The sequence below is a fragment of the Marivivens sp. JLT3646 genome (assembly GCF_001908835.1).
GTDB classification, from domain to species: domain Bacteria; phylum Pseudomonadota; class Alphaproteobacteria; order Rhodobacterales; family Rhodobacteraceae; genus Marivivens; species Marivivens geojensis.
The window spans coordinates 2,210,001-2,233,975 of the sequence record NZ_CP018572.1 but is presented as its reverse complement, the minus strand read 5'-3'; the positions used below and the strand labels follow the sequence as shown (position 1 = coordinate 2,233,975).

Here is a 23,975-nt window from a genome sequence, read left to right as displayed (position 1 = left end):
ACCATCGGGGGTATCGTGTTAAAACGCGGGACCACTCGGAAGGGACCCGCCATGTTAAACCGCCTTTTTGCTATCGCCTCTGTCGGGCTGTTGGCGGGCTGTATGTCCCCGCTCGATAAGGTGGGTCGTCTGGATGAGGTCGAACTGGCCGCTGATGTGCCAGAGGCAGCGATTGCGGCTGAAACCGATGTGACAGTCGCCGAAGAAATCGAAGAGAAACGCGGATTTTTCGGGCGGATATTTGCGGGCAATGCTGAGGTGTCTGCCGAAGCTGCCGTCGCCGATGACACCCCAGAGGCCGAGGTCGAATTGGCCGCGGTTGAAGTGACTGACCCTGTAGATGACCTCGAACCAGAGACCCCTGCGGCCCGTGGCGGTTTCTTTGGTCGCATGTTTGCGCGGAATACGGATGATGCTGAAACACCAGCAGAGCCGGCCGATGCGGTGCCGATTGGGACCTTCCTCCCTTACGGTATGATCGCGCCCGTTTGTGGGGTTTCGACTTCTGACATGGGACAAAAGGTGGAATCGGTTGCGGGTTACACGGTTTATGACGCGGGTGGGGACACATCGGTTCCGCGCACGCATTACATCACGGGTTTCGCAGATGGCTGCGCACGGCAGGTGACGGCGGCGGTTGTGATGTTCGGTGATGTCGGCACGCATGAAATGGTGCGCTATCTGACACCTGAATCAGCGCTGCCCTATACGGACACCGATAGCACGTACGAGGCGATCAAATCATCGGTCTGCCGCGTCGGGCATGGTGAACCCTGCGGCGCGCAACTGGACGCGCTGGGTCGGAATACTGTGTTTATGACGGTGTATGAGACATTTGGGACCAACCCCGAATGGACCAATATCCTGCTGCATAACGGTGATGTCGCCGCAATCGACGAACACTGATTACCAGTGCGGCGGGCGTTGATCGGCCAGCGGGACGCCGTCGCCTGAGGCGGCCTCGCGTTCGGCCTCGCGCTCCATCAGAAGGCCAACGCGGCGCATCACGAGAGCGAGTGCGCGTTCCTGACGGGCCACAACATCCGACAGATCGTCGACGGTGCGGGTCAGGTGAGCGATTTTTTCTTCGAGGTCGGTAATATTTGTCATATCGCCCAGATAGCACGTCCGAAGAGACCCCGCCAGTAACCTGCAACCTTCGCGTTGCCCTTAGGCCATTGGCGGGTTAAACGCAGACCCGATAGCCGACCCTCGAGGAATAAGATGGCCAAGGTAAAGAAACAGCCCCGCCCCAAGGCAGAAACGCCCAAAGGTTTCCGTGATTACTTCGGTGCAGAAGTCACCGAGCGGAGCCATATGCTCGGTCAGATTGCCGAAGTGTATCATCGCTACGGGTTTGAGGCGCTGGAAACCTCGGCTGTTGAGACCGTTGAGGCGCTTGGTAAATTTCTGCCTGACGTGGACCGCCCGAACGAGGGTGTGTTCGCGTGGCAAGAGGATGAAAAGGACTGGGTCGCGCTGCGCTATGACTTGACCGCGCCGCTGGCGCGTGTGGCCGCGCAATATCGCAACGATCTGCCGTCGCCATATCGCCGCTATGCGATGGGGCCTGTTTGGCGCAATGAAAAGCCGGGTCCGGGCCGGTTCCGTCAGTTTTATCAGTGCGATGCGGATACCGTTGGATCGCCAACCGTTGCCGCAGATGCAGAGATTTGCGCGATGCTGTCGGATACGCTGGAAACCGTGGGTATTCCGCGTGGTGATTACATTGTCCGTGTGAACAATCGCAAAGTTCTGAACGGCGTGATGGAAGTCGCTGGCGTTCTCGACCCGACCGATCCCGAGAAGTTCGTTGATGAACGCGGCATCGTTTTGCGCGCCATCGATAAGTTCGACAAGTTCGGCGAAGAGGGCGTTCGCCTTCTGATCGGCAAAGGCCGTATGGACGACTCTGGCGACTTTACCAAAGGTGCAGGTCTGTCGGACGAGCAGGCCGATATCGTCATGGGCTTTATGAATGCACGTCGCGAAAGCGGAGCAGCAACGGCTGCGCGTCTGCGCGAGTTGGTTGGCGCTTCGGTCGTCGGCAACGACGGTGTGAACGAGCTTGAGTATATGGCAGAGCTTTTGGACGCGCAGGGCTATGGCTCTGACCGTATCCTGATCGACCCGTCGGTGGTGCGTGGTCTTGGTTACTACACTGGTCCCGTGTTCGAGGCTGAACTGACCTTTGAAATCCTCGACGAAAAAGGGCGTCCGCGTCAGTTCGGGTCCGTGTCGGGTGGTGGTCGTTACGATGACCTCGTGAAACGGTTCACGGGTCAAGAAGTCCCTGCGACAGGTGTCTCTATCGGTGTTGACCGCCTGTTGGCTGCACTGCGCGCCAAAGGGCGGATGAGCAATGAGGCCGTTGGCCCCGTTGTTGTTACCGTGATGGATAAGGACCGCATGGCGGACTATCAGGCGATGGTCGCGGAACTGCGCAACGCGGGTATTCGATCCGAAGTTTATCTGGGGAACCCCAAGAATTTTGGCAATCAGCTGAAATACGCGGACAAACGCAATTCTCCGATCGCTGTGATCGAGGGTTGTTCTGAAAAAGAAAACGGCGTTGTGCAGATCAAGGACCTGATCCTTGGTGCGCAGATCGCGCAGAACGCAACGCTCGACGAATGGAAAGAACGTCCAAGCCAGTACGAAGTGCCGCGCGGTGATCTGGTCGCGAAAGTGCGAGAGATTTTGGAAAGCCAGAAGAAATGACAGGCTTGATCCAAGCAAACGCCGAAGCGCGCCGTATTCGTGCGCTGTTTGAAGCGCAGGGCGCGCAGATCGTTGAGACGGATATCCTCCAGCCCGCTGAGACCCTGTTGGATCTCTACGGCGAAGACATCCGAGCCCGCGCCTATGTAACCTATGATGGGTTGCGCGGCGAAATGATGCTGCGTCCTGACTTTACCGTTCCTGTGGTGCAGTGGCACATGGAAACCAACGCAGAACCTGCCCGCTATACCTACTCGGGCAAAGTATTCCGTATGCAGGAAGACGATACATCGCGACCGAACGAATATGTTCAGGTCGGCTATGAGGTCTTTGACGGCAAGGCGCCCAATCACGCGGACGCCGAGGTTTTCACCCTGATTTCCAAAGCTCTCGAAGGTTTGCCTGTTCGCGCTGCGACGGGTGATTTGGGAATTTTGATGGCTGCGGTGCGTGGGCTGTCAACGACTGAGGCCCGCAAGGCTGCGCTATTGCGTCATATCTGGCGCCCGCGTCGGTTCCGTGCACTTCTCGATCGGTTCGGAGGGAAAACGCCTGTGCCTGCGTCACGCACTGCACTTTTGGCGAGCGATGACCCGTTCAAAGGGATTGATACCAGCCACGGTGTTCGGACCCGTGCCGAGGTTGAGGCCCGCATTGATGCGCTCCGCGAAGATGCGGCGGCGGCCCCGATTGCGTCTGAACAGATTGCCCTGCTGGACGAAATCCTGAGCCTGCGGGAAACATCTCCGAATGTCTTGAGCCACCTGCGCGATATCGCGGTTGATATGCCATCGATTGGCGCTGCCGTTCAGCGGTTCAGCCAACGTCTTGAGGCGCTGTCGAAGGCAGGGATTGACGTTGATGCCCTCGATTTCGAAGGCAACTTTGGTCGGACCACACTCGAATACTACGACGGGTTCGTGTTTGGCTTTTACGCGGACAAACGCCCTGATTTGCCGCCCGTGGCGTCGGGTGGACGATATGATGCGCTCACCCATGTTCTGGGTCGTGGCCGTGCCGTGCCTGCGGTGGGCGGGGTGATCCGTCCTGAACTCGTTCTCGCGCTGAGGGATACGCTATGACGATCAAGCTCGGTGTGCCGTCCAAAGGGCGGTTGATGGATAAGACTTTTGACTGGTTTGAAGAGCGTGGACTAACGCTAAAGAAAACCGGGTCAGAGCGCGAATACTCTGGTGCGGTCGAGGGGATCGACGGCGTTGAACTGGTGCTTTTGTCGGCGGGGGAAATTCCGCGTGAATTGACGGCTGGGCGAATCCATTTGGGCGTCACAGGATCGGATCTCGTTCGGGAGAAAGTGCCGAGCTGGGAAACCCGTGTCACGGAACTGGCGGGCATGGGATTCGGTGGCGCTGATCTGATCATCGCGGTGCCAACCTCGTGGGTCGATGTAGAGACGCTCGACGATCTTGATGCGGCGGCGGCTCAGTTCCGTCGGACCCATGGTTATCGTATGCGCATCGCGACCAAATATCACCGCCTGGTGCGGGAATTCCTGCGGGAACACGGCGTTGCCGATTATCAGTTGGTCGATAGCCAAGGCGCGACAGAAGGCACCGTTCGCAATGAAACCGCCGAAGCGGTCGCGGATATTACGTCAACGGGTGAAACGCTGCGGGCGAATAACCTGAAAATCCTGTCGGATTCGCTGGTTCACTCGTCACAGGCGACTTTGTTCAAATCGCGTTCTGCGGATTGGTCGAACGAAGATCGTCTGGTTTTGGCGCAGCTCGAAGACCTGCTGGGTATCTGAGCGGTCCTACCGAACACCAATTTCGGCCAATGCGGCAGAGAGGGATGGGGGCAGATCGGCCTCTCCCTCTTTGGCGCGGCTTAGATCGGCGGGGGCGTCCTCGGGTTTCAGGTATCGCCAGCCTTGGAACGCACGTTTTTGCGTCGGCTCAACGCGCACCAGTTCAGGATCAAGCACGATTGCGCAGCGGCGGATGCCGTCGTGTCCTGTGACCTCATCCAAACGCAGAATCGTTTGGCGACAAAGGATCACACCTTTGATCACCCAATAGATCGATCCACCGTTCAGAACTTCGTCCTCGCGTTTCGGCCACATGCGAGTCACATGGCGCGGCAATCCGTCAGAGGTCCGTGCAGCAACTGTTTTCTGCCAATCAGCAAGGTCTGAAACGCCTTCTGTGCCGACCGATAGCTTGATTAAGTGGGTGAATTTGGTCATAACTTATGGTCTCCGAAGCATAGCTAGATAGAGCAAATAAACCTGTGGGCAAGGCAATATTTTGTGTTGCCTCACGAGTTTCATCACAATATCTATGCGGTCCAGCCATATATGAATGCCGACAGAGGATTGATCGAATGACTCGTTTCGCCGCCCCAATTGCCGAACAAATCTGGGATATGAAGTACCGTTTCAAGGATGCCGACGGCAAACCTTTGGATGGCACCGTCGAAGATTCGTGGCGTCGGATCGCGCGGGCATTGGCGGCTGTCGAAAAAGACCCCAAGAAATGGGAAGATAAGTTCTACGGCGCTCTGGAAGATTTCAAATACCTGCCTGCTGGCCGCATCACCGCTGGTGCTGGTACCGCGCGCTCGGTCACTCTGTTCAACTGCTTTGTTATGGGCACCGTGCCGGATTCGATGGGCGGCATTTTCGACATGCTCAAAGAAGCGGCGCTGACCATGCAGCAGGGCGGCGGCATCGGTTACGACTTTTCGACGATTCGTCCCAAAGGCGCGCTGGTCAAAGGTGTGGCTGCTGATGCGTCTGGCCCGCTGTCGTTCATGGATGTTTGGGATGCGATGTGCCGCACGATCATGTCTGCTGGTTCGCGCCGTGGTGCTATGATGGCTACGATGCGCTGTGATCACCCCGATATCGAACAGTTCATCACCGCGAAATCCGACCCTGCACGTCTGCGCATGTTCAACATGTCGGTGCTCGTCACTGATCCGTTCATGGAAGCGGTTAAGGCGGATAAATCGTGGGAACTGATCTACGACGGTAAGGTCTACAAGACCGTCAACGCACGTGATCTGTGGAACACCATCATGCAGTCGACCTACGATTACGCTGAACCGGGCGTGATCTTTATCGACCGCATCAATGAGATGAATAACCTGTCCTACTGCGAAACCATCGCAGCGACGAACCCCTGTGGTGAACAGCCGCTGCCGCCTTACGGCGCATGTCTGCTCGGCTCGATCAACATGGCGCGTCTGGTTGAGAACGCGTTCGAAAAAGACGCTCGTCTGAACGTTGAACAGCTCGATGACCTAGTGGCGACCGCTGTGCGTATGATGGACAACGTTGTAGACGCATCGCGCTTCCCGCTTGAGGCGCAGGCCCAAGAAGCGGCGGCCAAGCGTCGTATCGGTCTGGGCGTCACTGGTTTGGCTGACGCGCTGCTGATGGTTGGTTTGGAATACGGCACCGAAGAAGCCGCCGCGCAAACCGAAGCATGGATGAAACAGATTGCTCGCGCGTCCTACCTCGCGTCTGTTGAATTGGCCAAAGAGAAGGGCGCGTTCCCACTCTTTGACAAAGACAAATACCTCGCGTCCGGTTCGCTCAAGATCATGGATCAGGACGTGAAAGACGCAATTGCAGAGCACGGCATCCGCAATGCGCTGCTGACTTCGATCGCGCCGACAGGCACCATTTCGCTCTATGCTGGCAACGTATCGTCGGGCATCGAACCTGTGTTTGCTTACGCTTACACTCGAAAGGTTCTACAAAAAGACGGTTCGCGCACCGAAGAAGAAGTCGTCGATTACGCGGTCAAACTCTACCGTGATAAGTTCGGCGCAGACGCAGAACTGCCGAGCTACTTTGTGAACGCTCAGACGCTCGCGCCTCTGGCACACGTGCGCATGCAGGCAGCTGCGCAGAAATGGATCGACTCGTCGATTTCGAAAACCATCAACTGCCCCGAAGACATCGACTTTGACTCGTTCAAAGAAGTCTACATGGAAGCTTATGAGACAGGCTGTAAGGGCTGCACCACCTACCGTCCGAATGATGTGACGGGTTCGGTTCTGTCGGTGTCTGAATCGTCGGACAAGACCCCGTCGGAGGCACCAGAGACCACTTCGACTGATGCGGAAGTCATCTACATGTCCGAGCCGCTGGACCGTCCGGCCGCCCTCGAAGGTAACACCTACAAGGTCAAATGGCCGGATAGCGAGCATGCGATCTATATCACCGTCAATGACGTTGTGATCGCCGGTCATCGCCGTCCGTTCGAGGTCTTCATCAACTCCAAAAACATGGAGCACTTTGCGTGGACTGTTGCACTGACCCGCATGGTGTCGGCCGTTTTCCGTCGCGGTGGTGATGTGTCCTTTGTTGTCGAAGAGCTGAAGGCTGTATTCGACCCGCGTGGTGGTGCATGGATGAAGGGCAAATACGTCCCGTCGATCCTCGCGGCTATCGGTGGTGTGCTGGAGCAACACATGGTTGCGATTGGCTTTATCGAAGGCGAAGGCAAGCACCTCAAGGTCGATCCCCAAGCCGAAGTTATGGTCGTCGGCGAAGCCCCGCGCGGCAAACCTTGCCCATCCTGCGGTGAATACGGCATGAAAATGGAAAGCGGCTGTGCCTCTTGCCCATCATGCGGATATTCCAAGTGTGGCTGATCTGCGCTGAATAGAACTTACGAAAGGGCGGCTGTGAGAGCCGCCCTTTTTCGTTGTGTGCTTAGCGCCTGCGCCCCGACGGTTTGGTGACCTTTTTCCCGCGCGGGCCAGTTTGAACGGGCGTGTTGGTGCGGTTTTCGTCTTGGAGCTTGTGCCAGCGATCTAGGCGCGCCGCGTCGATTTCGCCGCGGGCGACGGCGGCTTGGACGGCGCAACCCGGTTCGTGGGCGTGGGTGCAATTGCGAAAGCGGCAGTTGTCGGCTTGCTCTACGATTTCGGCAAAGAGTAGGTCGAGTCCGACCGACAGATCGCTGACGTGAAGGGTGCGCATGCCTGGGGTGTCGATGACCCAGCCACCGCCCTCAATGGAATGCAGCGACCGCGATGTAGTCGTGTGGCGTCCTTTGGCATCGGATTCGCGGATGCCGCCCGTGGCTTGGGCCTCGTCGGGGGCTTTATCAGCGAGCGTGTTCAAGAGTGTTGATTTGCCAACGCCAGACGATCCGATCAGGGCAACCGTTTGACCCGCGCCGCACCACGGCGCGAGGACTTTGGCCGCGTCAGGGGATTTGCCGTTGACCGTGACGACGGTCAGGTCGCGTTGGATGGCGGCGGCCTCGGTCTTGTATCGGTCGAGTTCGGTGGTTTGGTCGGCCTTCGTCAGAACGATGACGGGAGTCGTGCCTGCCTCATTCGAGAGGGCCAGATATCGCTCTAACCGCGCAGGATTAAAATCGTCGTTGCAGGAGGTGACGATAAAGAGTGTGTCCACGTTTGCGGCGATCAGCTGGTGATCGCGGCCCCCTTCGGTGCGGCGTTGGAGCAGGGAATGACGGTCAAGGCGGCGCACCAAAAGCGAGGTGTCAGGTTCGACCAAGACCCAATCGCCAACCGCGAAATCAGTGGTTCGGACATTGTGGCCCAGAACCAGACGTATGGAATCCGTCCCTGTCGTGGCCATCATTCGGCTGCGGTGGACAGTCGCGACGCGCATGGGCACGAGGCCAGCCTCGTCGTCGGACAATTGGTCGACATAGAACGAGGTCCACCCAAGGGTGGCCAAACGATCAGACTGGGATTCAGATGCAATAGTCACGCGCACTGCATGGCTAGAATTGCCGAGTGTTGCAAGTGTTAGGTGCAGCCCCTTTGATCAAAGGGCTGCACCTAACGGGGTTATTCGCCGTAGGGCACCCAGATGTTTTTCACTTGGGTCGCACGGACGAGGAATTCGCGCCCTTGCCCTGCGGTGGATGCAAAATCACGGGTGCCTGCGACTTCGGTCCACGTTTGTTTCAGGTTCCCGGTCGATGCCTTTTCCACCATGGCGCAGCCGTCAGCAGTTCCGAAATACCACATGGCGGCGACTTCATCGTGTTGGGCGAGCGTTTTGGAGAGTTCCTCACGCGGGCCAGTCACGATGTTGACGACGCCAGCGGGCACGTCAGAGGTTTCGAGAATCTGGTAGAAATCCGTCGCTGCAAGTGGGTGGGTCTGCGATGGCACGGCGACCACGGCATTGCCGGTCGCGATGGCTGGCAGCACGGTTGAGATAAACCCGAGCAGCGGATGGCGGTCGGGGCAAGCGATCCCGACGACTCCCAACGGCTCGTTCATCGCCAATGTGACCATGCGCGACTGGGTGGAGTGAACCGCACCGTCGAATTTGTCGGCCTGAGCCGCATACCAGAAACAGCGGCGGATTGCGGCCTCGACTTCTGTTTGCGCGGTACCTTTGTTGGCGCCGAAGGACTGCAGGCGGTCCGCGAATTCGTTCGCGCGGGCCGAGAGGTTTTCACCAATGTAATAGAGGACCTGCGCGCGGTTGTGACCTGTCGCCTTGCCCCAGCCAGAGGCCTTGGCAGCGGCTTCAACGGCGTTGCGGATGTCCTTACGGCTGCCAAGTGGGGCGAGTCCTACGGGGCCTTTCGCGCCAGACACGGTGTAGGAATAGCTACTGTCAGGGCGTGCTTGTTTCCCACCGATATAGAGCTTGGCCGTGCGGTCAACGTCGTTGGTCGTTGATAGGCCAACGGCGGCATCCAGTGCGGCGGGAGCGGGTTCTACCTTGCCCGATTTGACCGACGCGGGTTTCAAGTAGGACAGCATCCCCTCGCGGCCACCTTCGCGGCCAAACCCGCTTTCGCGGTAGCCGCCAAAGCCAGCGGCTGCATCAAAGATGTTGGTCGCATTGATCCAGACAACGCCCGCTTTGACCTTGGACGCGATATCGAGGCAGAGGTTGATGTTCTCTGACCAGATCGACGCCGCGAGGCCGTAGCGCGTGTTGTTCGCCAATGCGATGGCATCATCGACCGTGCGGAAGGTCGTAAGCGTGACCACGGGGCCAAAGATTTCTTCTTCCCACAGGATCGACGCGGGTTCGACATCGGTCGCGAGGGTTGGGGGGTAGAAACAGCCCTGCGGTGCAGGGATTTGGTGCAGGACGGCGCCTGCGTCTTGGCCCTTTTGGACCAGATCACGAATGCGGTCGGCCTGAACGGGATGCACAATCGCGCCGACATCCGTGTTTTTGTCGAGCGGATCACCAACGCGCAGCTTTGCCATGCGGGTTTTCAAGAGAGCGGTAAAGCGAGGGGCAACGGCCTCTGCCACGAGGATGCGGGACCCTGCACAGCAGACCTGACCTTGGTTAAACCAGATGGCATCGACGACGCCTTCGACGGCTGCATCGAGGTCAGCATCTGCGAAGACGATGAACGGGGATTTACCGCCAAGTTCGAGGGTCAACGCCTTGCCCGAACCGGCAATCTGGTCGCGAATGATGCGGCCCACCTCGGTTGATCCCGTAAAGGCGACCTTTTGGATGTCCTTGTGGCCGACGATGGCAGCACCCGTCGCGCCATCACCCGTTACGATGTTCAGCACGCCTTTGGGCAGGCCACACTCCGCCGCGATCTGGGCAAAGGCCAGCGCGGTCAGCGGCGTGTATTCAGCGGGTTTTAGAACAACGGTGTTACCCGCTGCCAACGCGGGCGCGATTTTCCATGCGAGCATCAGCAGCGGGAAGTTCCACGGGATCACCTGACCGCAGACACCCACGGCATCCATGTTCTGGAATTCGTCCGACAGAATTTCGGCCCAGCCTGCATGGTGGTAGAAATGGCGAGCGACTAGCGGGATGTCGATATCGCGGCTTTCGCGGATCGGTTTGCCGTTGTCGATGGTTTCCAAGACGGACAGAAACCGTGCGTGTTGTTGGATGTGACGCGCCAAAGCATAGAGGTGTTTGGCACGTTCATGGCCCGACAGTTTCGCCCATTTCGGCTGAGCCTTGTTCGCGGCGGCAACGGCCTTGTCCACGTCGGCGTTCGTGCCTTGGGTCACGTGGGCAATGACATCGCCAGTTGCGGGGTCTGTGACGGTAAAGGTTTCGCCCGCGGGCGTAAACGCACCGTCAATGAAATGGCCAAAGCCAGCCTTATGATCGTCGAGCCATTTGCGAACGATGGATGCGTCCTCTGGTGCGGTGCCGTAATCGAGGTCGGAAAGAAGCGGTGTAATATCGGTCATCTGAACTCTCTTACGCGGTGGCGTGGCGGTTGGCGGCGGAATAGCGGCCTGTGACGAAATGTTCGATCTGGCGTTCAATGTCGCCTAGCATAGAGGACGCGCCAAAGCGGAACAGATCAGGGTTCAACCAATCGCGGCCCATTTCTTCTTTCATCAGGATTTGCCATGCGATGGCTTCTTTGGCGGATTTGATGCCGCCCGCAGGTTTGAACCCAATTTTGAACCCAGTTTCAGCGCCGTAGTCCCGAAGTGCGCGCACCATAGTGAGTGAGACGGGCAGGGTGGCGTTCACGCCTTCTTTGCCGGTGGAGGTCTTAATGAAATCGGCACCCGCCTGCATCGCGACCATCGAGGCCGCATAGACATTACGAAGCGTACGCAATTCGCCTGTGGCAAGGATCGCTTTCATGTGGGCGGGCCCACAGGCCTCGCGCATTGCGGCGATTTCGTCGTAAAGCTGCGACCAGTTTTCTTTGAGCGCCAGTTCGCGGGAAATCACGATGTCGATTTCCTCGGCACCTTCTTCGACCGCATAACGGATTTCAGCGAGGCGGAGGTTCAGGGGCGTCAAACCCGCCGGAAAACCGGTGGCGACCGAGGCGACAGGAATGCCAGTGCCATCGAGCGCCTCAACCGCGTGTCGCACCATTGTGGGGTAGACGCAGACAGCGCCGGTTGTGAGGCGCATGCCCTCCATCCCGATTGCGGCCTTAAGCTGTGGGGACAGGGGTTGGGCAGCCTTAGCACACAGCCTGCGCACACGTTCGCGTGTGTCGTCACCAGAGAGAGTCGTCAGGTCGATCATGCGGATCGCGTTCACGAGCCAGGCCGCCTGATGCGCTTTCTTTACTGATCTGCGGGTTGTGAGTGTCGCCGCGCGCCGTTCCGTAGCGCTTAGGTTGACGGCGTGTCCGTCGAACATGGACACATCAAGGGGGCAGCCCGCGTTTCGTTCGAACGCATGGGCCGTATCAGTCGTTGCGGGCACTTGATGCGCGGCCTGCATTGTGGTGGCGCCTTGGCGGGCGTCTACAGTCATAGAAAGCTCCAAAACCTCTGGGCAATGTCAGGATGGTAGCCTGAATTGCGCGATGCATCCACAGGACAGACCAGACCACAGGCGAAATTAAAAGTATTTTTTGATCGAAGGGTAAAATGTGGGTGGCCTGCCCTTACGTCATTAGCAAGTCACTTTGGCGCGACGGGCTGTTCGCCAAAACACAGACCCTGTTCCGCCACTGTGAATTGCCGAACCAAATGTTTCGGTTAAGTGTCGGGATCAGTTCTCACACAACCCAAGAGAGTGTATTATGAAAAAGTTCTTCCTTACGTCAGCTGCGGTCTTTGGCCTCGCAACTGCTGTGGCTGCAGAGCCTGTAAATTACGTTCTGGATGCATCGCACAGCCAGATCGTGTTCTCCTATAACCACCTTGGCTTCTCGACCACGACTGGCATGTTCTCGGGCTTTGACGGCGCGATCTCGTTCGACGCTGAAAATCCCGCGGCGTCGTCTGTGACCGTCGAAGTCAAAGCTGACAGCCTGATTACCGGCTGGAATGAGCGCGACGCACACTTCCTGTCGGACGATTTCTTTGGTGCGGGCGCTGCTCCGCTGATCACCTTTGCCTCGACTGGCATCGAAGTGACTGGCGAAAACACAGGCCTCATCACTGGCGACCTGACTGTAAACGGCATCACCAAACCGGTCGTTCTGGACGCGACCATGACCCAGATGGGCGACCACCCGATGGCGAACCTGCCGTGGGTTGGTTTCAACGCGACCACCACTGTTCTGCGTTCGGACTTTGATATGGGAATGTTCGCGCCTTACGTCAGCGACGAAGTGGCCATCGAGATTTCGATCGAAGCAATGGTACCGGCTGAATAATCCGAACCAAAGTGAATGCGAAAGCCGCCGGAGCGCTCCGGCGGCTTTTTTGTTTAGCGGGTTCGTGTCGCGGTGAGGGCCACATCGACTGTGACGCCAAAGCCAACCGTCGATTCATCCGTGTAACCCGATCCCATCCCGAAGTCGCGGCGATCCAGTGATGCTGTGCCCATCATTGTCGCGGCATCACCGTCGCGGTTGAGCGTGAAGTCCAGAACCACAGGGATGGTTTGACCGACCAGTGTCAGCGTCCCATTCGCGCGGTGCGATACCCCGTCGATCTGTTCGATGTCGGCAGCAAAGACGGCAGTGGTGTAGTTGGAGGTGTCAAAGAACTCCGCTCCTTTGGCCTGATCAGTGACCGACCCGAGAGTGAGAGACGTGGTGTCGATGATGACCTCAACCTCACCCGACCCCGTGTCGCCATACTGGATCGATGCCGTCCAAGCGCCGAACTGGCCTGTCACAGGCGCCCCCATTTGCGCGACCGTAAATGTGAGGGTTCCGCTCTCGACCTGCCAATTCGCATCTGACGCCGTTTCGACAGCAACCGTTTCTGGGCCGTGTTCGTGAGCGGGTTGTGTCAGAATAGGCGTTGCTATGACGGCGACCCAAAGGATCGTTGCGGGAACCATCGCAGCAATATGGCTGCCCGATGACGCCTTCGAACCTGCAGCCGTGCCTTTGGTCATACGGGCCAGAGTATCATCGCGGTCGATAATCGCGTGTTTCAGCGCACCAGCGATATGCGCGCCGACGGTGAGGTAGATGACAATAGCGGACAGCCCGTGAACGGCCCCCGCGATATGAGCGACGGACTCAGACTTTGGAACGAACGGGAGGTTTTGACCGAAGGGCCACCAAATCGGAGCAAAGCCCGTCTCGGCCGAATGCATCACCCACCCAGACAAAGGCATCACGAAAATCGCGCCATAGAGCGCCCAATGTACGACTTCGGCCACAAAGGTTTCGGCTTTGCGGTCGGGGTGCAATGGTGCGGGCTTGGGCTGGGTGAGGGCCCAGATCACGCGCAGGACTGCGAGGAGCAGAACCGCGACGCCGATGGTTTTATGTGTGGAATACAGGGTCTGGAGGAACCCCGCAGTCTCTGCGTTGCGTTCGGTCGCATCCCCGATCAACCCCAATACAATGTCGGTGAGGATCAAGAGGGCGATAGACCAATGAAAAAAACGGGCAAGCGCCCCGTAGCTATTCGACGTGTTGGAAACCATGATGTGAACGATCTTGTTGGACTATGATACGCGCACGTTATCGCAATAGCCTCCGCAAATCTTCGCCCCGCTTTCCACAGAGTCTGTGCAAAATGGTGGGATGAGGCAAGTTCCGTGCAGCTAGTCCCCAGTCATAGAATCCTGATCATGGGAAAGGGGGTATTCGGCGCATGTATCGCACCTAAGTACCGCAAGGAAATGGCTGCGACAACGGTGTGCCATTTTATCCTACATATCAAAAACTTATTGAGAAACTGGCTGGGGTGGTAGGATTCGAACCTACGGTGCGCGGTACCAAAAACCGGTGCCTTACCACTTGGCTACACCCCAGCAGCGAGGGGGGTATTACAAGCTGCTGCGGGGCGGTTCAAGGGGGAAGCGGCAAAAAACTGTTACTCTTGGTGCATTCTTTTTAGGCCGTTGGAAAACAGGGGTATCCGTGCGTGTTTTCGAGCCTTTGGTGACACGCTGAATACGAAAACGTCCCGCCGAATGGGCGGGACGTTCGATGTCAAAGCGAGTCGGACACAGAATCTACGACGAAACCTGTTCGCGGAGGATCGAAGCCGTCAGTGAGAACATGAGGTAAATCCCTGCGAAGATCAGGAAAGAGACTAGGGTGTTCTCAAAAGCTTTGGGGTAAGTCGGATCATCGGGCGCGATCGGCACAACGCCGAGGGACAAGTAGCGCACCTGACGGTTGGCCTCGAGCCGAGCCGTTTCCATCATGGTGAGGGCCTGCTGTACCAGTGCGATCTGGAATTGATAATTTTCTTCCGCAGCTCGCAGTTCCGTTGTTTTGGACGCAAGTGAATTCCCGGAGCCTGTTGTTTCGGTGAGTTGTAGGCGCAGGTCCTCAATCGAGGTTTCAAGGCTCGCGATCTCGCTGTTCACGGCGTTTACGCGGGCTTCGTTCGGGCGGGCGACGGACTGCAAGGACGCCAATTCGAGGATCTTATCCTGCCGTCTGGTCTGAAGCTGCCCGATCTGGTTCATGACGAGCTGCGCTTCGCTATCGGGGCTGAAGGTTTCGAGGTCTTCCTGAATGGTTAGAAGGGCCTCAAGCGCTTCTTTACGGCGGGCCTCTGCCTCTTCGTAGCTGGCGTTTGCACCGGACATCTGGTCCTCGCGCATACGCTGCGTCAGTTGATCGACCTGTTCTTCGGCGTATGAGATCAGCGCTTCAGAGAACCGTTGGCTGGTCTGTGGGTCGGCTGCGACCATTTCCATTTTGACGATGCCCTCGGTCGGGTCATAGCCGATGGTCAAGAGACGCTGATACAGTTTGTAGGCGGCCTCATTGCTGGCGTCTGGATCAAGGCGCTGAATGGGGTCGATGTGATCCTGGCTAAAGTGGGCTTTGAAACCCTCTTCTTCGTCGAGGCGCACCATAGCGGCACGGGACGTGAGATAGGACTGCACGGCAATCGCATCGGCCTGAGTGGCGAGCGATGTGCCTTGGAACAGACCAGAGAGGCCGCCAGCGGCACCGCCTGCAGGCTGGGATTGCTGGATCACGAATTCAGACTTTGTCGCATACATCGGGGTCGCGATGACAAAGTAGTAATAGCCTGCCAGCAGCGTCGGCAGCAGGACAAAGATCGCGAGACGCGAGAACAGGGACACCAACCGTTGGCGGCGGCGGCGAATGAGGTCCTGCTGGATGCGCATGATCTCGCTCGCGCGGCGTTCTGCGGCGGCAGCGGGATCAGGTGCGGTGAGTGCGCGGCCCTGTTGGATCGTCTGTGGCAGTTGCATTTTCCCACCAGCCGCGAGCGCGGTCCCAGTGGGAGGGTTCGCGCCGCCACCATTCCCGCCGCCACTTGGGGCGACGAGTTCGAGGATGCTCGACCGTTCAAAGGGATCAATTCCGTTTTGGCGCAATTGGCGGACGGCATCGAAATCGGAGGTCGTGGCTAGGCCATGTTTTTGCGCGACACGCCGCGCCATTCGCAACTGACGACCCGTGAGGCCCTCTTTGCGGATCGCATCAATTTCAGCTTCGGCAGAGGCGACGGCGGGGCTGTCGACATTGGCGTCAACGGGCGGCGTCGGCTGCTCTTGCGCCTGCTCAGGTTGCGGTGCGCGTGCCTGTTGAGGGCGCTGGACCTGTGGGCGCGGTTGTGGCTGCTGCGGTGGCGTTGGGCGAGCCGCTTGCGGTTTGTCATCGGGTGCTTTCGGATCGGTGGTCCGTAGGCGGAATTTACTGGCCTTGGGTTTCATAGTCATAAAGCTGTTTTGCCTCTTCCAAGGTATCGAACATATGTAGGTGACCGTCCATCAAGACGGCTGCCGATTTGGCGAACCGCTCTAGCGTGGCGGCTTGGTGGGACACGATGACCACCGTTGTTGTTTCCAACCGTTCTCTTAATATTTCGCCCGCTTTGGGGTTAAATTCTTGGTCAGTTGTCGAAGGCATGCCTTCGTCGATCAGATACATATCAAAATCGAGCGCCAACATCAGCGCAAAAGACAATCGTGCGCGCATACCTTGGCTATAGGTGCCGACGGGCATGTCGAAGTATTCTTTGATATCGCAGAGCCAGCGGCAGAAGGCTTCGATGTAGTCAGGGTCTAGGCCGTAGAGGCGCGCGATGTAGCGGGTGTTCTCTTTGCCTGTGTGGCGCGTGACGAGTCCGCCCATAAACCCCAGCGGGAATGAAATCCTGCACTTACGATGGATTTCGCCTTCGTCGGGTTTTTCCAAGCCGGACATCATGTTGATCAGCGTGGTTTTACCCGTGCCGTTCGGGGCCAAAATGCCAAGCGAGTTGCCGAGGTCCACACGAAACGATGCGCGATCAAGGATGACCTTGCGCTGTTTTCCGGTCCAAAAGGACTTGCTCACGTTTACGAATTCAAGCATCGCGATCCGCTCTGCCCTGCTCGGGCGCCCATTGTTGGGTCATGGTTGTGCCAAACTGTTTGGCAATTTTCCCCTCATTATGTCGGATCGAAGAGGAAAAATACAATGATTTCGCGGCCCGCCTCAAATTGTGAAGGCGGGCCGCGTTAAGTATTAGTTCACTTTTTGAACGCCGGTCAGTTTGCCGGCGACGATTGAAATGGCAGCAGCAAAGAAGCTGAACAATGCGCCCATCTTGGCTGCGTCCTGAACGGGACCAGCGTCAAAGGCAACAGAGGCCACGAACAGAGCCACGGTAAAGCCAATCGCGGCGACACAGCCGATTACGAAGAGGTCGATGATCCGCATGCCTTCTGGCAGGCCAAGGCGAAGTGGTTTCGCCGCGATCCAGCCCATGATCATCACGCCGAGGGGTTTGCCGATCAGCAGACCAGCAAGCACGAGCCAAGTCGGTTCAGAGATGGATTTAAACTCCACACCAGCGTTCAAGAGGCCGAAGAACAACAGGATGATTTCAACGGGATACTTCAACGCGTGTTCGATGTCGTTGAGCAGGTCATGCAGGTGAGTTTCAGCGTCAGAGAAGAAGCCGAACGCACGGTCTGCATGAGGGATTGTTGGAACGATCGGCAGGAGGCCAAGCGCAGGGTGAATGCCCGACTCTTGGAAGCCATACCAGCTAAGAGCCGCCGCAATCGCGTAGGGCCAGAACGACAGTTTTTTGCGCACCCAAGTGGAGTTCGGGCGGGCTTGATTGCCGCGGTCCAGATGGCGGGGCAGCCAGTTTGCCAGAACGAAGACTGCGATGGCAGCGCCGAACGAGAGCAGCAGCCAAACCGGAGCCAGATCGCCCGATGGGTAGAAGATCGCGAGGATCAACAGGCCGACAGCGTCGTCCGCGATTGCCAGAAGAAGCAGGAAGCGAACCGCAGGGTGACCAGCGCCGAACACCAGACGACCAACGAGGTACGAAAACGCGATGTCCGTTGCGGTGGGGATCGCCCAACCTTTGGACACGGCTTCGTAGGTGTCCGAACCGAGGAATGCTGCGAGGCCAAGGTAAACAGCCACTGGACCAAGCACGCCACCAGCGGTCGCGATCAGCGGGGTTGCAGCTTTCTTGCCGCGCAAGGACCCATTTTCGAGGATAATCGCTTCCCAGACTTCCTTGGCTGCGATGGCAAAGAACAGCGCCATAAGGACGTCATTGACCAGATAGTGGAGAGTCAGCGTGCGTGTGACATGCCCGTGGCCGTCATCATGCAGGTGACCGATAAAGAAGTTATCGATCAGAACATAATCGACAAAATGGTGATAGCTTTCGGGGTTGGTGTTCGCCCATGCGAGAGCGGCAAGCGCCCCGATGATTAGCAGGAGCGAGTATTGCGTAAGAAAGTTCCAGACGCGGTACATGCAGCTTTCCTCGTTATTTAGGTGACGTGCGATTACCGTAACTTGACGTCAATCACAACGATGCGGTGTAGCTCTATACCGCCTTTGGCCCCTGTTGTGTCCATTTGCGCTAAGGCTTTTCGGCAAATCCGAGCAATTACGGCCATATTGGTGAAATTTATCGGTTTGCCTAGTTTGTATCGTGGAAATTGTCCTATTCGCCGCAGCCGACCCTTGCCCTTGGGCACGCGGCGCAATAGGCCAAAGCCCAATATGCGGACCGCAAACGGATGAGGTGTTCCATGATGACAGAGCTTGATACAGCCCACGCTGCGATGGATGCCGACCCCGACAATGATGCGGCGCGTCTGCGGTTTTACGAACGCCTCGCTGATACCGAGATGTTCCTTTTGCTGGCGTCAGAGCCTGAGGGCGATGACGATATAAATCCCGAAGTGATTGAGGCTGACGATGTGCAATATGTCCTCGTCTTTGACCGCGAAGAACGTCTGGCCGATTTTGCAGAGCGGGCAGCGAGCTATGCGGCTGTGTCAGGGCGTGGTCTTGCTCAGATGTTGGTCGGGCAGGGCGTCGGTATGGGGGTGAACCTTGGTCAGCCCTCGTCGATCCTGATCCCGCCTTCGGCGATCGACTGGCTGATTGAAACGCTTGGCAATGCACCAGAAGAAGCCCAAGCGCGTCCCGTTGAAATCACCGCTCCCAAAGGGTTGCCCGAGTCTGTCGTGACAGGATTGGACCGCAAACTCGCAACGGCCGGAGGATTGGCCGAGGTCGCTTATCTTTCTGGCGTGACCTATGACACGGGCGCACGCGGTCATATTCTGACCTATGTGGGCGCTGTCGAAGGCGCAGAACCTGCCTTAGCACGTGCTGTTGCCGAAGCGCTGACGTTTTCAGGCGTGGACGCAGGTATGATCGACGTCACCTTTGTGTCTGCAGACAGCGATTTTGTCGCGCGACTGGAACGTGTTGGGCTGCGGTTCGATTTGCCGAAACCAGAGGTTCCACAAGCCATCCCAGGGTCTAACCCAGGCATGGACCCAGCGCGTCCGCCAAAGCTGCGTTAATAGCCTCGGGTCCGATCGACGAGGTTTAGGAGTGGCTCGCCTGCTTCGGCACGGCGCAGATTTTCCGCGATTTGTTCAACAGCCGTTTCGGGTCGCGTTTCGCTGGCGATATGGGGCGTGACCGTAACATTAGGGTGCGCCCAGTAGGGATGATCTGCGGGGAGCGGTTCGACACGGAACACATCCAACGTGGCGTGTGCAACCTGCCCAGAGTTGAGTGCGGCCAATAGCGCATGGTCGTTGATCAGTGCACCCCGACCTGGATTGATTACAAACGCGCCTTTGGACATCGTGGCCAGTGCGTCTGCGTCCAAAATATTTTCAGTCTGCGACGTGAGAGGCAGTAAAAGAACCGCGATTTGCGCGTCCTTGAGCGCTTCAGCTGGTGATCCCGATAGGCAGCGGATACCGTCGATGGATTTTGGTGTTCGGCTCCAACCAGTCACTGGGAATCCAAGCTGCACCAATGACTTAGCGCAGGCTGCACCAAGTTCCCCGAGCCCGAGAATCGTGACAGGTCGATCCTTTGACAGCGGTGGTGCCACGGGGGCCCATTCGCCGTTTTGGTTTTTGATCTGCTGATCCATACCCAGATGATGGCGCAAAACATGGCCCGTCACCCATTCGACCATGCCTTGGGTCAGTCCAGTATCAACCAATCGGCACAGCGGCTGGGTCAGGGTGGTATTTGGGGCGATGGTTTCGACCCCTGCCCAAAGGCTAAGTACCGCTTTGCAGCGGGTGAACTTCGTAAAGTCGGTCAGTGTCGGATTGGGCGCAAAGATGATATAGTCGACCTGTTCCGCAGGAATATCCGTGCCGAGGTTGATGTCGACGCCTTTAGCCGCGCAGGCCTCGATCAAGAGATCGCGGTATACGTCCCAAAGCTGCGGACGAGCGGAAAAGAGAATATTGATCATTATCGTGCCCTATGGACGTGCGCGCTCTGGATAAGGCCGAAACCGACCAAGAGCACCAACATTGCCGAACCGCCGTAGCTGACCATCGGCAGAGGTACACCCACGACCGGCGCCATGCCCATCACCATCGACATATTCACCGCGAAATAGAGGAAAAATGTCATCGTGATGCCCAATGTCAGCAAAGATCCGAACCTGTCGCGGTTTTGAAGGGCCGTGAAAATGCAGATCAAAATCAGCGCAACATAGAGCGCCAATAGGGTCGTGGCGCCGATGAAACCGAATTCTTCGGCCAAGGTAGTGAAAATAAAGTCGGTATGCTTTTCGGGCAGGAAGTTCAGGCGCGATTGCGTGCCTTGCATGAACCCGCGTCCTGTCCACCCGCCCGAGCCGAGTGCGATCTTTGCCTGAGTGATGTGATACCCCGCGCCCAGCGGATCACTGGCTGGATCGAGGAAGGTCTCAATTCGACGGTATTGGTAGTCTTTCAACAACTGCCAAGATTGGCCTTTGGATACCATCACGGCCCACACGACGCCGACCCCACTTGCGATGACGGCTGCAAAGTAGGCCCAATGGACGCCGGCGAGGAACATGATCGTGCCACCACCAATCATCACGAGCAAGGCTGTTCCAAGGTCGGGCTGTTTTAGGACCAACGCCGTGGGCACCATGATGATCATCACGGGTATAAAGACCCAGAGTGGGTGGGATTTGCGGTTCAGAGGCAGCCAGTCGTAATAGGAGGCGAGGAACATAACTACGGTGATCTTTGCCAGCTCGGATGGCTGAAGAACCATAAAGCCGAGGTTGATCCAGCGCTGGGCCCCCATGCGGACTTCGCCGAAAAGCTCAACCGCGATCAAGAGAAGGACAGAAACGATATAGCCGACCGCAGAGACGTTGCGCCAAAACCAGATCGGAATCATTGCGATGCCCAACATCACCGCCATGCCCAACGCAAAGCGTTTCAATTGCGGTTCGAGCCAAGGGTTTATGGAGCCGCCAGCGACGGAGTAGAGCATGATAAAGCCCGCGCTTGAGATCGCGCAGAGTAATAGAATGATCGGCCAGTTTAGAAAGAGGAGCTTTCTGAACCCCGTCGGAACCGATTTCACGTTATATTCGAGGTAGCTCATGTCAGGCCCTATCGTTGCCTTGAATGGCCCCAGGTTGAACGCGGTTTTGGATGGCGCGTTGCTGTTCCGAAATGCGGCCTCGCACGTTCGACGGATACGCTTCTAACGGAGGCTGCCCTTCGTAGAGGGCTTGAAGCATCACGTCGCGCGCAATTGGTGCAGCGGCAGCGGACCCGCCACCACCGTGTTCGACAACGACCGCAACCGCGTATTTTGGATTATCCACGGGGGCAAAGCCCACAAACAACGCGTGGTCACGGCGTTCCCATGGTAGATCAGCGTTGCTCGTCACGCCACGCGCGCGTTCTTCTGCGGTGATGCGGCGCACCTGGCTGGTGCCTGTCTTTCCGCCCATGCGTTTGTCGGAGACATTGATCCGCGACCCATAGGCTGTGCCACGGTTGTTGTTTGACACCGCATCCATCGCTGCACGAATACGGCGGAGGTAGTTTTCGTTGAGGCCGATTGTGTCGTCGCTCAGCTTTGGCGTCTCGACACCGTCGATCGTGTGGATCAGGCGTGGTGTGATGGTGCGTCCGGTTGCGATGCGTGCGGACATGATCGCCAGCTGGAGCGGCGAGGCTAGGACATAGCCCTGTCCGATTGATGCGTTGACCGTGTCACCAATCCGCCAATCCTCACCGCGAACGGTGGCTTTCCACTCTTTATCGGGTGCAAGCCCTTCAGCCACTGCCGACAAGGGGAGGTCATGGCGGACGCCTAGACCAAACCGCCGTGCCATTGCCGAAATCTTATCAATGCCGACGCGCTGGGAGACCTCGTAATAGTAGCAGTCACAGGACTGTTTGAGGCTGTCATGTAAGTTGACGTTGCCGTGCCCGCCGCTTTTCCAGCAGTGAAAACGGGTGCCAGACACTTCGGTGTAGCCACGGCAAAGGATCGTCTCTTCTGGGTCCAACACGCCGTCTTCGAGTGCCGCAAGCGCGGTGATCATCTTGAACGTCGACCCCGGTGGGTAAGTGCCTTGCACGGCTTTGGCGGCGAGGGGGCGGAACGGGTTTTCGTTCAAAGCGTTCCATTCGGCCACAGAAATTCCGCGCACAAAGAGGTTCGGATCGAACGAAGGCGATGACACGACCGCACGCAGATCACCGTTTTCGAGGTCAATCACCACGGCGCCAGCGGATTCACCCTCGAGGCGCGCTTCGACGTAAGTTTGTAGTGCGCTGTCGATGGTCAACTGAAGGTCGGCACCGGGTTGCCCCTCTTCCCGCGACAGTTCGCGCATAACGCGGCCAATGGCATTTACCTCGATTTGACGGGTGCCAGCCGATCCACGCAGGACTTCTTCCATCTTGGCTTCGACGCCTGTCTTGCCAATCTGAAATTTGGGAATCTGGAGGAGAGGATCAGGGTTTTCGATGCGGCTGAGGTCGTAATCCGATACGGGACCGACATAGCCAATAACGTGGGCGAGGTCCGCGCCTTGGGAGTAATAACGGCTCAGGCCAACCTCGGTCGTTACACCGGGCAGGGCAGGGGCATTTACGGTCACGCGGGTGATATCGTCCCACGTCAGACGGTCCGCGATGGTGACAGGCACAAAGGCGGAACGGTTGCTCATCTCTTTGAGAGCTTCCGCACGCGCGGTGTCGGACAGTGGGATAAGCTGCGACAGACGGTCGAGCACCTCTTCAACGTCGCCCGCATCCTCGCGGGTCATCGTAATCCGATAGTTCTGTTCGTTCCCCGCGAGCAACACGCCACGGCGGTCATAGATTAAACCGCGAGCAGGCGGTAATAGCTTGATGTTAATGCGGTTTTCATCGGCCAATAGGCGGAATGTCTCTGCCTGTTCGACCTGCATCGACCGTAGTTTCAGCGCCAATAGACCTGCCGTCGCAAGCTGCAACCCACCCACGACCAAAGTGCGGCGGCCAATGCCCCGCTGGCTCTGCGCAGTGTCCTTTGGTGGGCGTTTCACAGGCGTCTCCCCAGATCGTCAACTTCGCCCATCGCGGGACGGCTAATCCCGAAAGCGAAGTAAGATAAGAACACCACAACAGGATAAACCAAAATCGTGATGGTCAGTTGGGTTAATGTCAGCATCAACGGGGCTTGCTGCAAGAGTAAGATGGTCAAAATAACGCGATAGCCCACGTAAAGACCCACGAGCGTTCCTGTGACGAGTAGCCATTCAAACGGAAAGGCCAAGGCTCGCAGGTCGGCGGCACGATTGCGCAAAATCTCGGTGCTGATCACGATCAGCGCGGCCCAAAGCCCGGGTGGTCGGTCGAGCAAGATATCGGCACTGAAATGAACCAGCGCGATTAAGGAAACAGGCGTTAGGTCTGGACGTCGGATCACCCACGCCAGAGTGAAGGCGACCAGAATATCAGGTGCTGCGATGCGGTCAGGCACCATGTTCAGAGGTAACATCTGGGCGAACAGAAAGGTGAACGACAGACCGACAAAAAGGGCGCGTCCAGCCCAACGACGTGTTGCCTGAACCTCAGCCATCTGAAGGCGCTTCCATAGTTTCGGGCGATGCGGCTTCTACGGCGTTGGGGGCTAAGAGATTGCCAGGGTCGTCGATGCGTTCCC

Annotated in this window: 21 protein-coding genes and 1 tRNA gene (1 of these 22 only partly in view); 7 read left to right on the top strand and 15 right to left on the bottom strand. The window is 57.6% G+C overall.

Translation table 11 applies throughout. The features are described from left to right. The first annotated feature begins 51 nt into the window (after window positions 1-51). On the top strand, window positions 52-906 hold the full coding sequence (locus BSK21_RS11135; RefSeq protein ID WP_067550630.1) for a hypothetical protein: 855 nt from the start codon (window positions 52-54) through the stop codon (window positions 904-906). Here the strand turns inward: BSK21_RS11135 and BSK21_RS11130 are convergent, their stop codons facing one another. Next, window positions 907-1,110, bottom strand: coding sequence for a SlyX family protein (locus BSK21_RS11130; protein WP_067550629.1), 204 nt, complete (start codon window positions 1,108-1,110; stop codon window positions 907-909). It abuts the gene before it with no gap. 114 nt (window positions 1,111-1,224) lie between these two features. On the opposite strand from BSK21_RS11130, the gene hisS reads away from it, so the two are divergent. The 3 genes from hisS to hisG are packed head-to-tail and all read left to right on the top strand — an operon-like array spanning window position 1,225 to window position 4,492. Further along, entirely contained in the window at window positions 1,225-2,721 is a 1,497-nt protein-coding gene (gene hisS, locus BSK21_RS11125; protein WP_067550628.1) for a histidine--tRNA ligase, read from the top strand. Then, window positions 2,718-3,803: an ATP phosphoribosyltransferase regulatory subunit gene (locus BSK21_RS11120; protein ID WP_067550627.1), complete on the top strand. Its 1,086-nt coding sequence runs from the start codon at window positions 2,718-2,720 to the stop codon at window positions 3,801-3,803. Before hisS ends, BSK21_RS11120 begins: the two co-directional genes overlap by 4 nt. Continuing rightward, the gene (hisG, locus tag BSK21_RS11115; RefSeq protein WP_067550626.1) at window positions 3,800-4,492 is read left to right on the top strand and encodes an ATP phosphoribosyltransferase; all 693 of its coding nucleotides are present in this window, start codon (window positions 3,800-3,802) and stop codon (window positions 4,490-4,492) included. Before BSK21_RS11120 ends, hisG begins: the two co-directional genes overlap by 4 nt. A 6-nt stretch (window positions 4,493-4,498) precedes the next feature. On the opposite strand, the gene BSK21_RS11110 is transcribed toward hisG, so the two are convergent. Next, window positions 4,499-4,930 carry a DUF1489 family protein gene (locus tag BSK21_RS11110; RefSeq protein ID WP_067550624.1) on the bottom strand — a complete coding sequence of 144 codons (432 nt, stop codon included), beginning with the start codon at window positions 4,928-4,930 and terminating at the stop codon, window positions 4,499-4,501. A 137-nt stretch (window positions 4,931-5,067) separates the two neighbouring features. Between BSK21_RS11110 and BSK21_RS11105 the strand changes: the two genes are divergently transcribed. Beyond that, a complete protein-coding gene (locus BSK21_RS11105) occupies window positions 5,068-7,350 on the top strand; it encodes an adenosylcobalamin-dependent ribonucleoside-diphosphate reductase (RefSeq protein WP_067550622.1) in 2,283 nt (760 codons plus the stop codon). Window positions 7,351-7,411: 61 nt separating this feature from the next. Here the strand turns inward: BSK21_RS11105 and rsgA are convergent, their stop codons facing one another. From rsgA to deoC, 3 genes are all read right to left on the bottom strand, one after another. Further along, window positions 7,412-8,446 carry a ribosome small subunit-dependent GTPase A gene (gene rsgA / locus BSK21_RS11100; RefSeq protein ID WP_067550620.1) on the bottom strand — a complete coding sequence of 345 codons (1,035 nt, stop codon included), beginning with the start codon at window positions 8,444-8,446 and terminating at the stop codon, window positions 7,412-7,414. Window positions 8,447-8,526: 80 nt separating this feature from the next. Beyond that, on the bottom strand, window positions 8,527-10,884 hold the full coding sequence (locus BSK21_RS11095) for an aldehyde dehydrogenase family protein (protein ID WP_067550618.1): 2,358 nt from the start codon (window positions 10,882-10,884) through the stop codon (window positions 8,527-8,529). Between the two features lie 10 nt (window positions 10,885-10,894). Continuing rightward, window positions 10,895-11,806, bottom strand: coding sequence for a deoxyribose-phosphate aldolase (gene deoC / locus BSK21_RS11090; protein WP_197498188.1), 912 nt, complete (start codon window positions 11,804-11,806; stop codon window positions 10,895-10,897). 388 nt (window positions 11,807-12,194) lie between these two features. Between deoC and BSK21_RS11085 the strand changes: the two genes are divergently transcribed. After that, on the top strand, window positions 12,195-12,773 hold the full coding sequence (locus BSK21_RS11085) for a YceI family protein (protein WP_067550616.1): 579 nt from the start codon (window positions 12,195-12,197) through the stop codon (window positions 12,771-12,773). Between the two features lie 53 nt (window positions 12,774-12,826). On the opposite strand, the gene BSK21_RS11080 is transcribed toward BSK21_RS11085, so the two are convergent. From BSK21_RS11080 to BSK21_RS11060, 5 genes are all read right to left on the bottom strand, one after another. Beyond that, window positions 12,827-14,005, bottom strand: coding sequence for a cytochrome b/b6 domain-containing protein (locus BSK21_RS11080; protein ID WP_082959443.1), 1,179 nt, complete (start codon window positions 14,003-14,005; stop codon window positions 12,827-12,829). A 255-nt stretch (window positions 14,006-14,260) separates the two neighbouring features. Then, window positions 14,261-14,335 (bottom strand) — tRNA-Gln (locus BSK21_RS11075). A gap of 204 nt (window positions 14,336-14,539) precedes the next feature. After that, on the bottom strand, window positions 14,540-16,234 hold the full coding sequence (locus BSK21_RS11070; RefSeq protein ID WP_067550612.1) for a capsule biosynthesis protein: 1,695 nt from the start codon (window positions 16,232-16,234) through the stop codon (window positions 14,540-14,542). After that, the gene (locus BSK21_RS11065) at window positions 16,209-16,871 is read right to left on the bottom strand and encodes an ABC transporter ATP-binding protein (protein ID WP_067550610.1); all 663 of its coding nucleotides are present in this window, start codon (window positions 16,869-16,871) and stop codon (window positions 16,209-16,211) included. Before BSK21_RS11065 ends, BSK21_RS11070 begins: the two co-directional genes overlap by 26 nt. Window positions 16,872-17,024: 153 nt before the next feature. Next, a complete protein-coding gene (locus BSK21_RS11060; RefSeq protein WP_067550608.1) occupies window positions 17,025-18,284 on the bottom strand; it encodes a Na+/H+ antiporter NhaA in 1,260 nt (419 codons plus the stop codon). A 284-nt stretch (window positions 18,285-18,568) separates the two neighbouring features. On the opposite strand from BSK21_RS11060, the gene BSK21_RS11055 reads away from it, so the two are divergent. Then, window positions 18,569-19,351, top strand: coding sequence for an SseB family protein (locus BSK21_RS11055; protein WP_067550870.1), 783 nt, complete (start codon window positions 18,569-18,571; stop codon window positions 19,349-19,351). Here the strand turns inward: BSK21_RS11055 and BSK21_RS11050 are convergent. The 5 genes in view from BSK21_RS11050 to mreC are tightly spaced (at most 1 nt apart) and all read right to left on the bottom strand, a layout consistent with a single transcriptional unit that may run on beyond the window. Continuing rightward, on the bottom strand, window positions 19,348-20,271 hold the full coding sequence (locus tag BSK21_RS11050; RefSeq protein WP_067550606.1) for a glyoxylate/hydroxypyruvate reductase A: 924 nt from the start codon (window positions 20,269-20,271) through the stop codon (window positions 19,348-19,350). The two genes, BSK21_RS11055 and BSK21_RS11050, sit on opposite strands and share 4 nt — an antisense overlap. After that, window positions 20,271-21,410: a rod shape-determining protein RodA gene (gene rodA / locus BSK21_RS11045; protein ID WP_067550604.1), complete on the bottom strand. Its 1,140-nt coding sequence runs from the start codon at window positions 21,408-21,410 to the stop codon at window positions 20,271-20,273. The genes BSK21_RS11050 and rodA overlap by 1 nt, the downstream gene beginning before the upstream one ends. A gap of 1 nt (window position 21,411) precedes the next feature. Then, window positions 21,412-23,355 (bottom strand): penicillin-binding protein 2, encoded by a 1,944-nt coding sequence (mrdA, locus tag BSK21_RS11040; protein ID WP_067550602.1) that lies wholly within the window; start codon window positions 23,353-23,355, stop codon window positions 21,412-21,414. Continuing rightward, window positions 23,352-23,891, bottom strand: a complete 540-nt coding sequence (locus BSK21_RS11035) for a hypothetical protein (protein ID WP_067550600.1) — start codon at window positions 23,889-23,891, stop codon at window positions 23,352-23,354. The genes mrdA and BSK21_RS11035 overlap by 4 nt, the downstream gene beginning before the upstream one ends. Then, on the bottom strand, window positions 23,884-23,975 hold the final stretch of the coding sequence (gene mreC / locus BSK21_RS11030; protein WP_067550598.1) for a rod shape-determining protein MreC. Its footprint extends 817 nt past the window's final position; 92 of the gene's 909 nt are visible here — the last part of the coding sequence; its start codon lies beyond the right edge, outside the window; it ends in the stop codon at window positions 23,884-23,886. The genes BSK21_RS11035 and mreC overlap by 8 nt, the downstream gene beginning before the upstream one ends.

Excerpts from the sequence above, each read along its gene's own strand:
- BSK21_RS11085 (WP_067550616.1), top strand. The coding sequence starts at position 12,195 with ATGAAAAAGTTCTTCCTTACGTCAGCTGCGGTCTTTGGCCTCGCAACT.
- BSK21_RS11065 (WP_067550610.1), bottom strand. The coding sequence starts at position 16,871 with ATGCTTGAATTCGTAAACGTGAGCAAGTCCTTTTGGACCGGAAAACAG.
- hisS (WP_067550628.1), top strand. The coding sequence starts at position 1,225 with ATGGCCAAGGTAAAGAAACAGCCCCGCCCCAAGGCAGAAACGCCCAAA.
- rodA (WP_067550604.1), bottom strand. The coding sequence starts at position 21,410 with ATGAGCTACCTCGAATATAACGTGAAATCGGTTCCGACGGGGTTCAGA.
- BSK21_RS11060 (WP_067550608.1), bottom strand. The coding sequence starts at position 18,284 with ATGTACCGCGTCTGGAACTTTCTTACGCAATACTCGCTCCTGCTAATC.
- BSK21_RS11110 (WP_067550624.1), bottom strand. The coding sequence starts at position 4,930 with ATGACCAAATTCACCCACTTAATCAAGCTATCGGTCGGCACAGAAGGC.
- deoC (WP_197498188.1), bottom strand. The coding sequence starts at position 11,806 with ATGTTCGACGGACACGCCGTCAACCTAAGCGCTACGGAACGGCGCGCG.
- BSK21_RS11070 (WP_067550612.1), bottom strand. The coding sequence starts at position 16,234 with ATGACTATGAAACCCAAGGCCAGTAAATTCCGCCTACGGACCACCGAT.
- BSK21_RS11105 (WP_067550622.1), top strand. The coding sequence starts at position 5,068 with ATGACTCGTTTCGCCGCCCCAATTGCCGAACAAATCTGGGATATGAAG.
- BSK21_RS11080 (WP_082959443.1), bottom strand. The coding sequence starts at position 14,005 with ATGGTTTCCAACACGTCGAATAGCTACGGGGCGCTTGCCCGTTTTTTT.
- BSK21_RS11050 (WP_067550606.1), bottom strand. The coding sequence starts at position 20,271 with ATGATCAATATTCTCTTTTCCGCTCGTCCGCAGCTTTGGGACGTATAC.
- BSK21_RS11055 (WP_067550870.1), top strand. The coding sequence starts at position 18,569 with ATGACAGAGCTTGATACAGCCCACGCTGCGATGGATGCCGACCCCGAC.
- hisG (WP_067550626.1), top strand. The coding sequence starts at position 3,800 with ATGACGATCAAGCTCGGTGTGCCGTCCAAAGGGCGGTTGATGGATAAG.
- BSK21_RS11135 (WP_067550630.1), top strand. The coding sequence starts at position 52 with ATGTTAAACCGCCTTTTTGCTATCGCCTCTGTCGGGCTGTTGGCGGGC.
- BSK21_RS11095 (WP_067550618.1), bottom strand. The coding sequence starts at position 10,884 with ATGACCGATATTACACCGCTTCTTTCCGACCTCGATTACGGCACCGCA.
- BSK21_RS11130 (WP_067550629.1), bottom strand. The coding sequence starts at position 1,110 with ATGACAAATATTACCGACCTCGAAGAAAAAATCGCTCACCTGACCCGC.
- BSK21_RS11120 (WP_067550627.1), top strand. The coding sequence starts at position 2,718 with ATGACAGGCTTGATCCAAGCAAACGCCGAAGCGCGCCGTATTCGTGCG.
- BSK21_RS11035 (WP_067550600.1), bottom strand. The coding sequence starts at position 23,891 with ATGGCTGAGGTTCAGGCAACACGTCGTTGGGCTGGACGCGCCCTTTTT.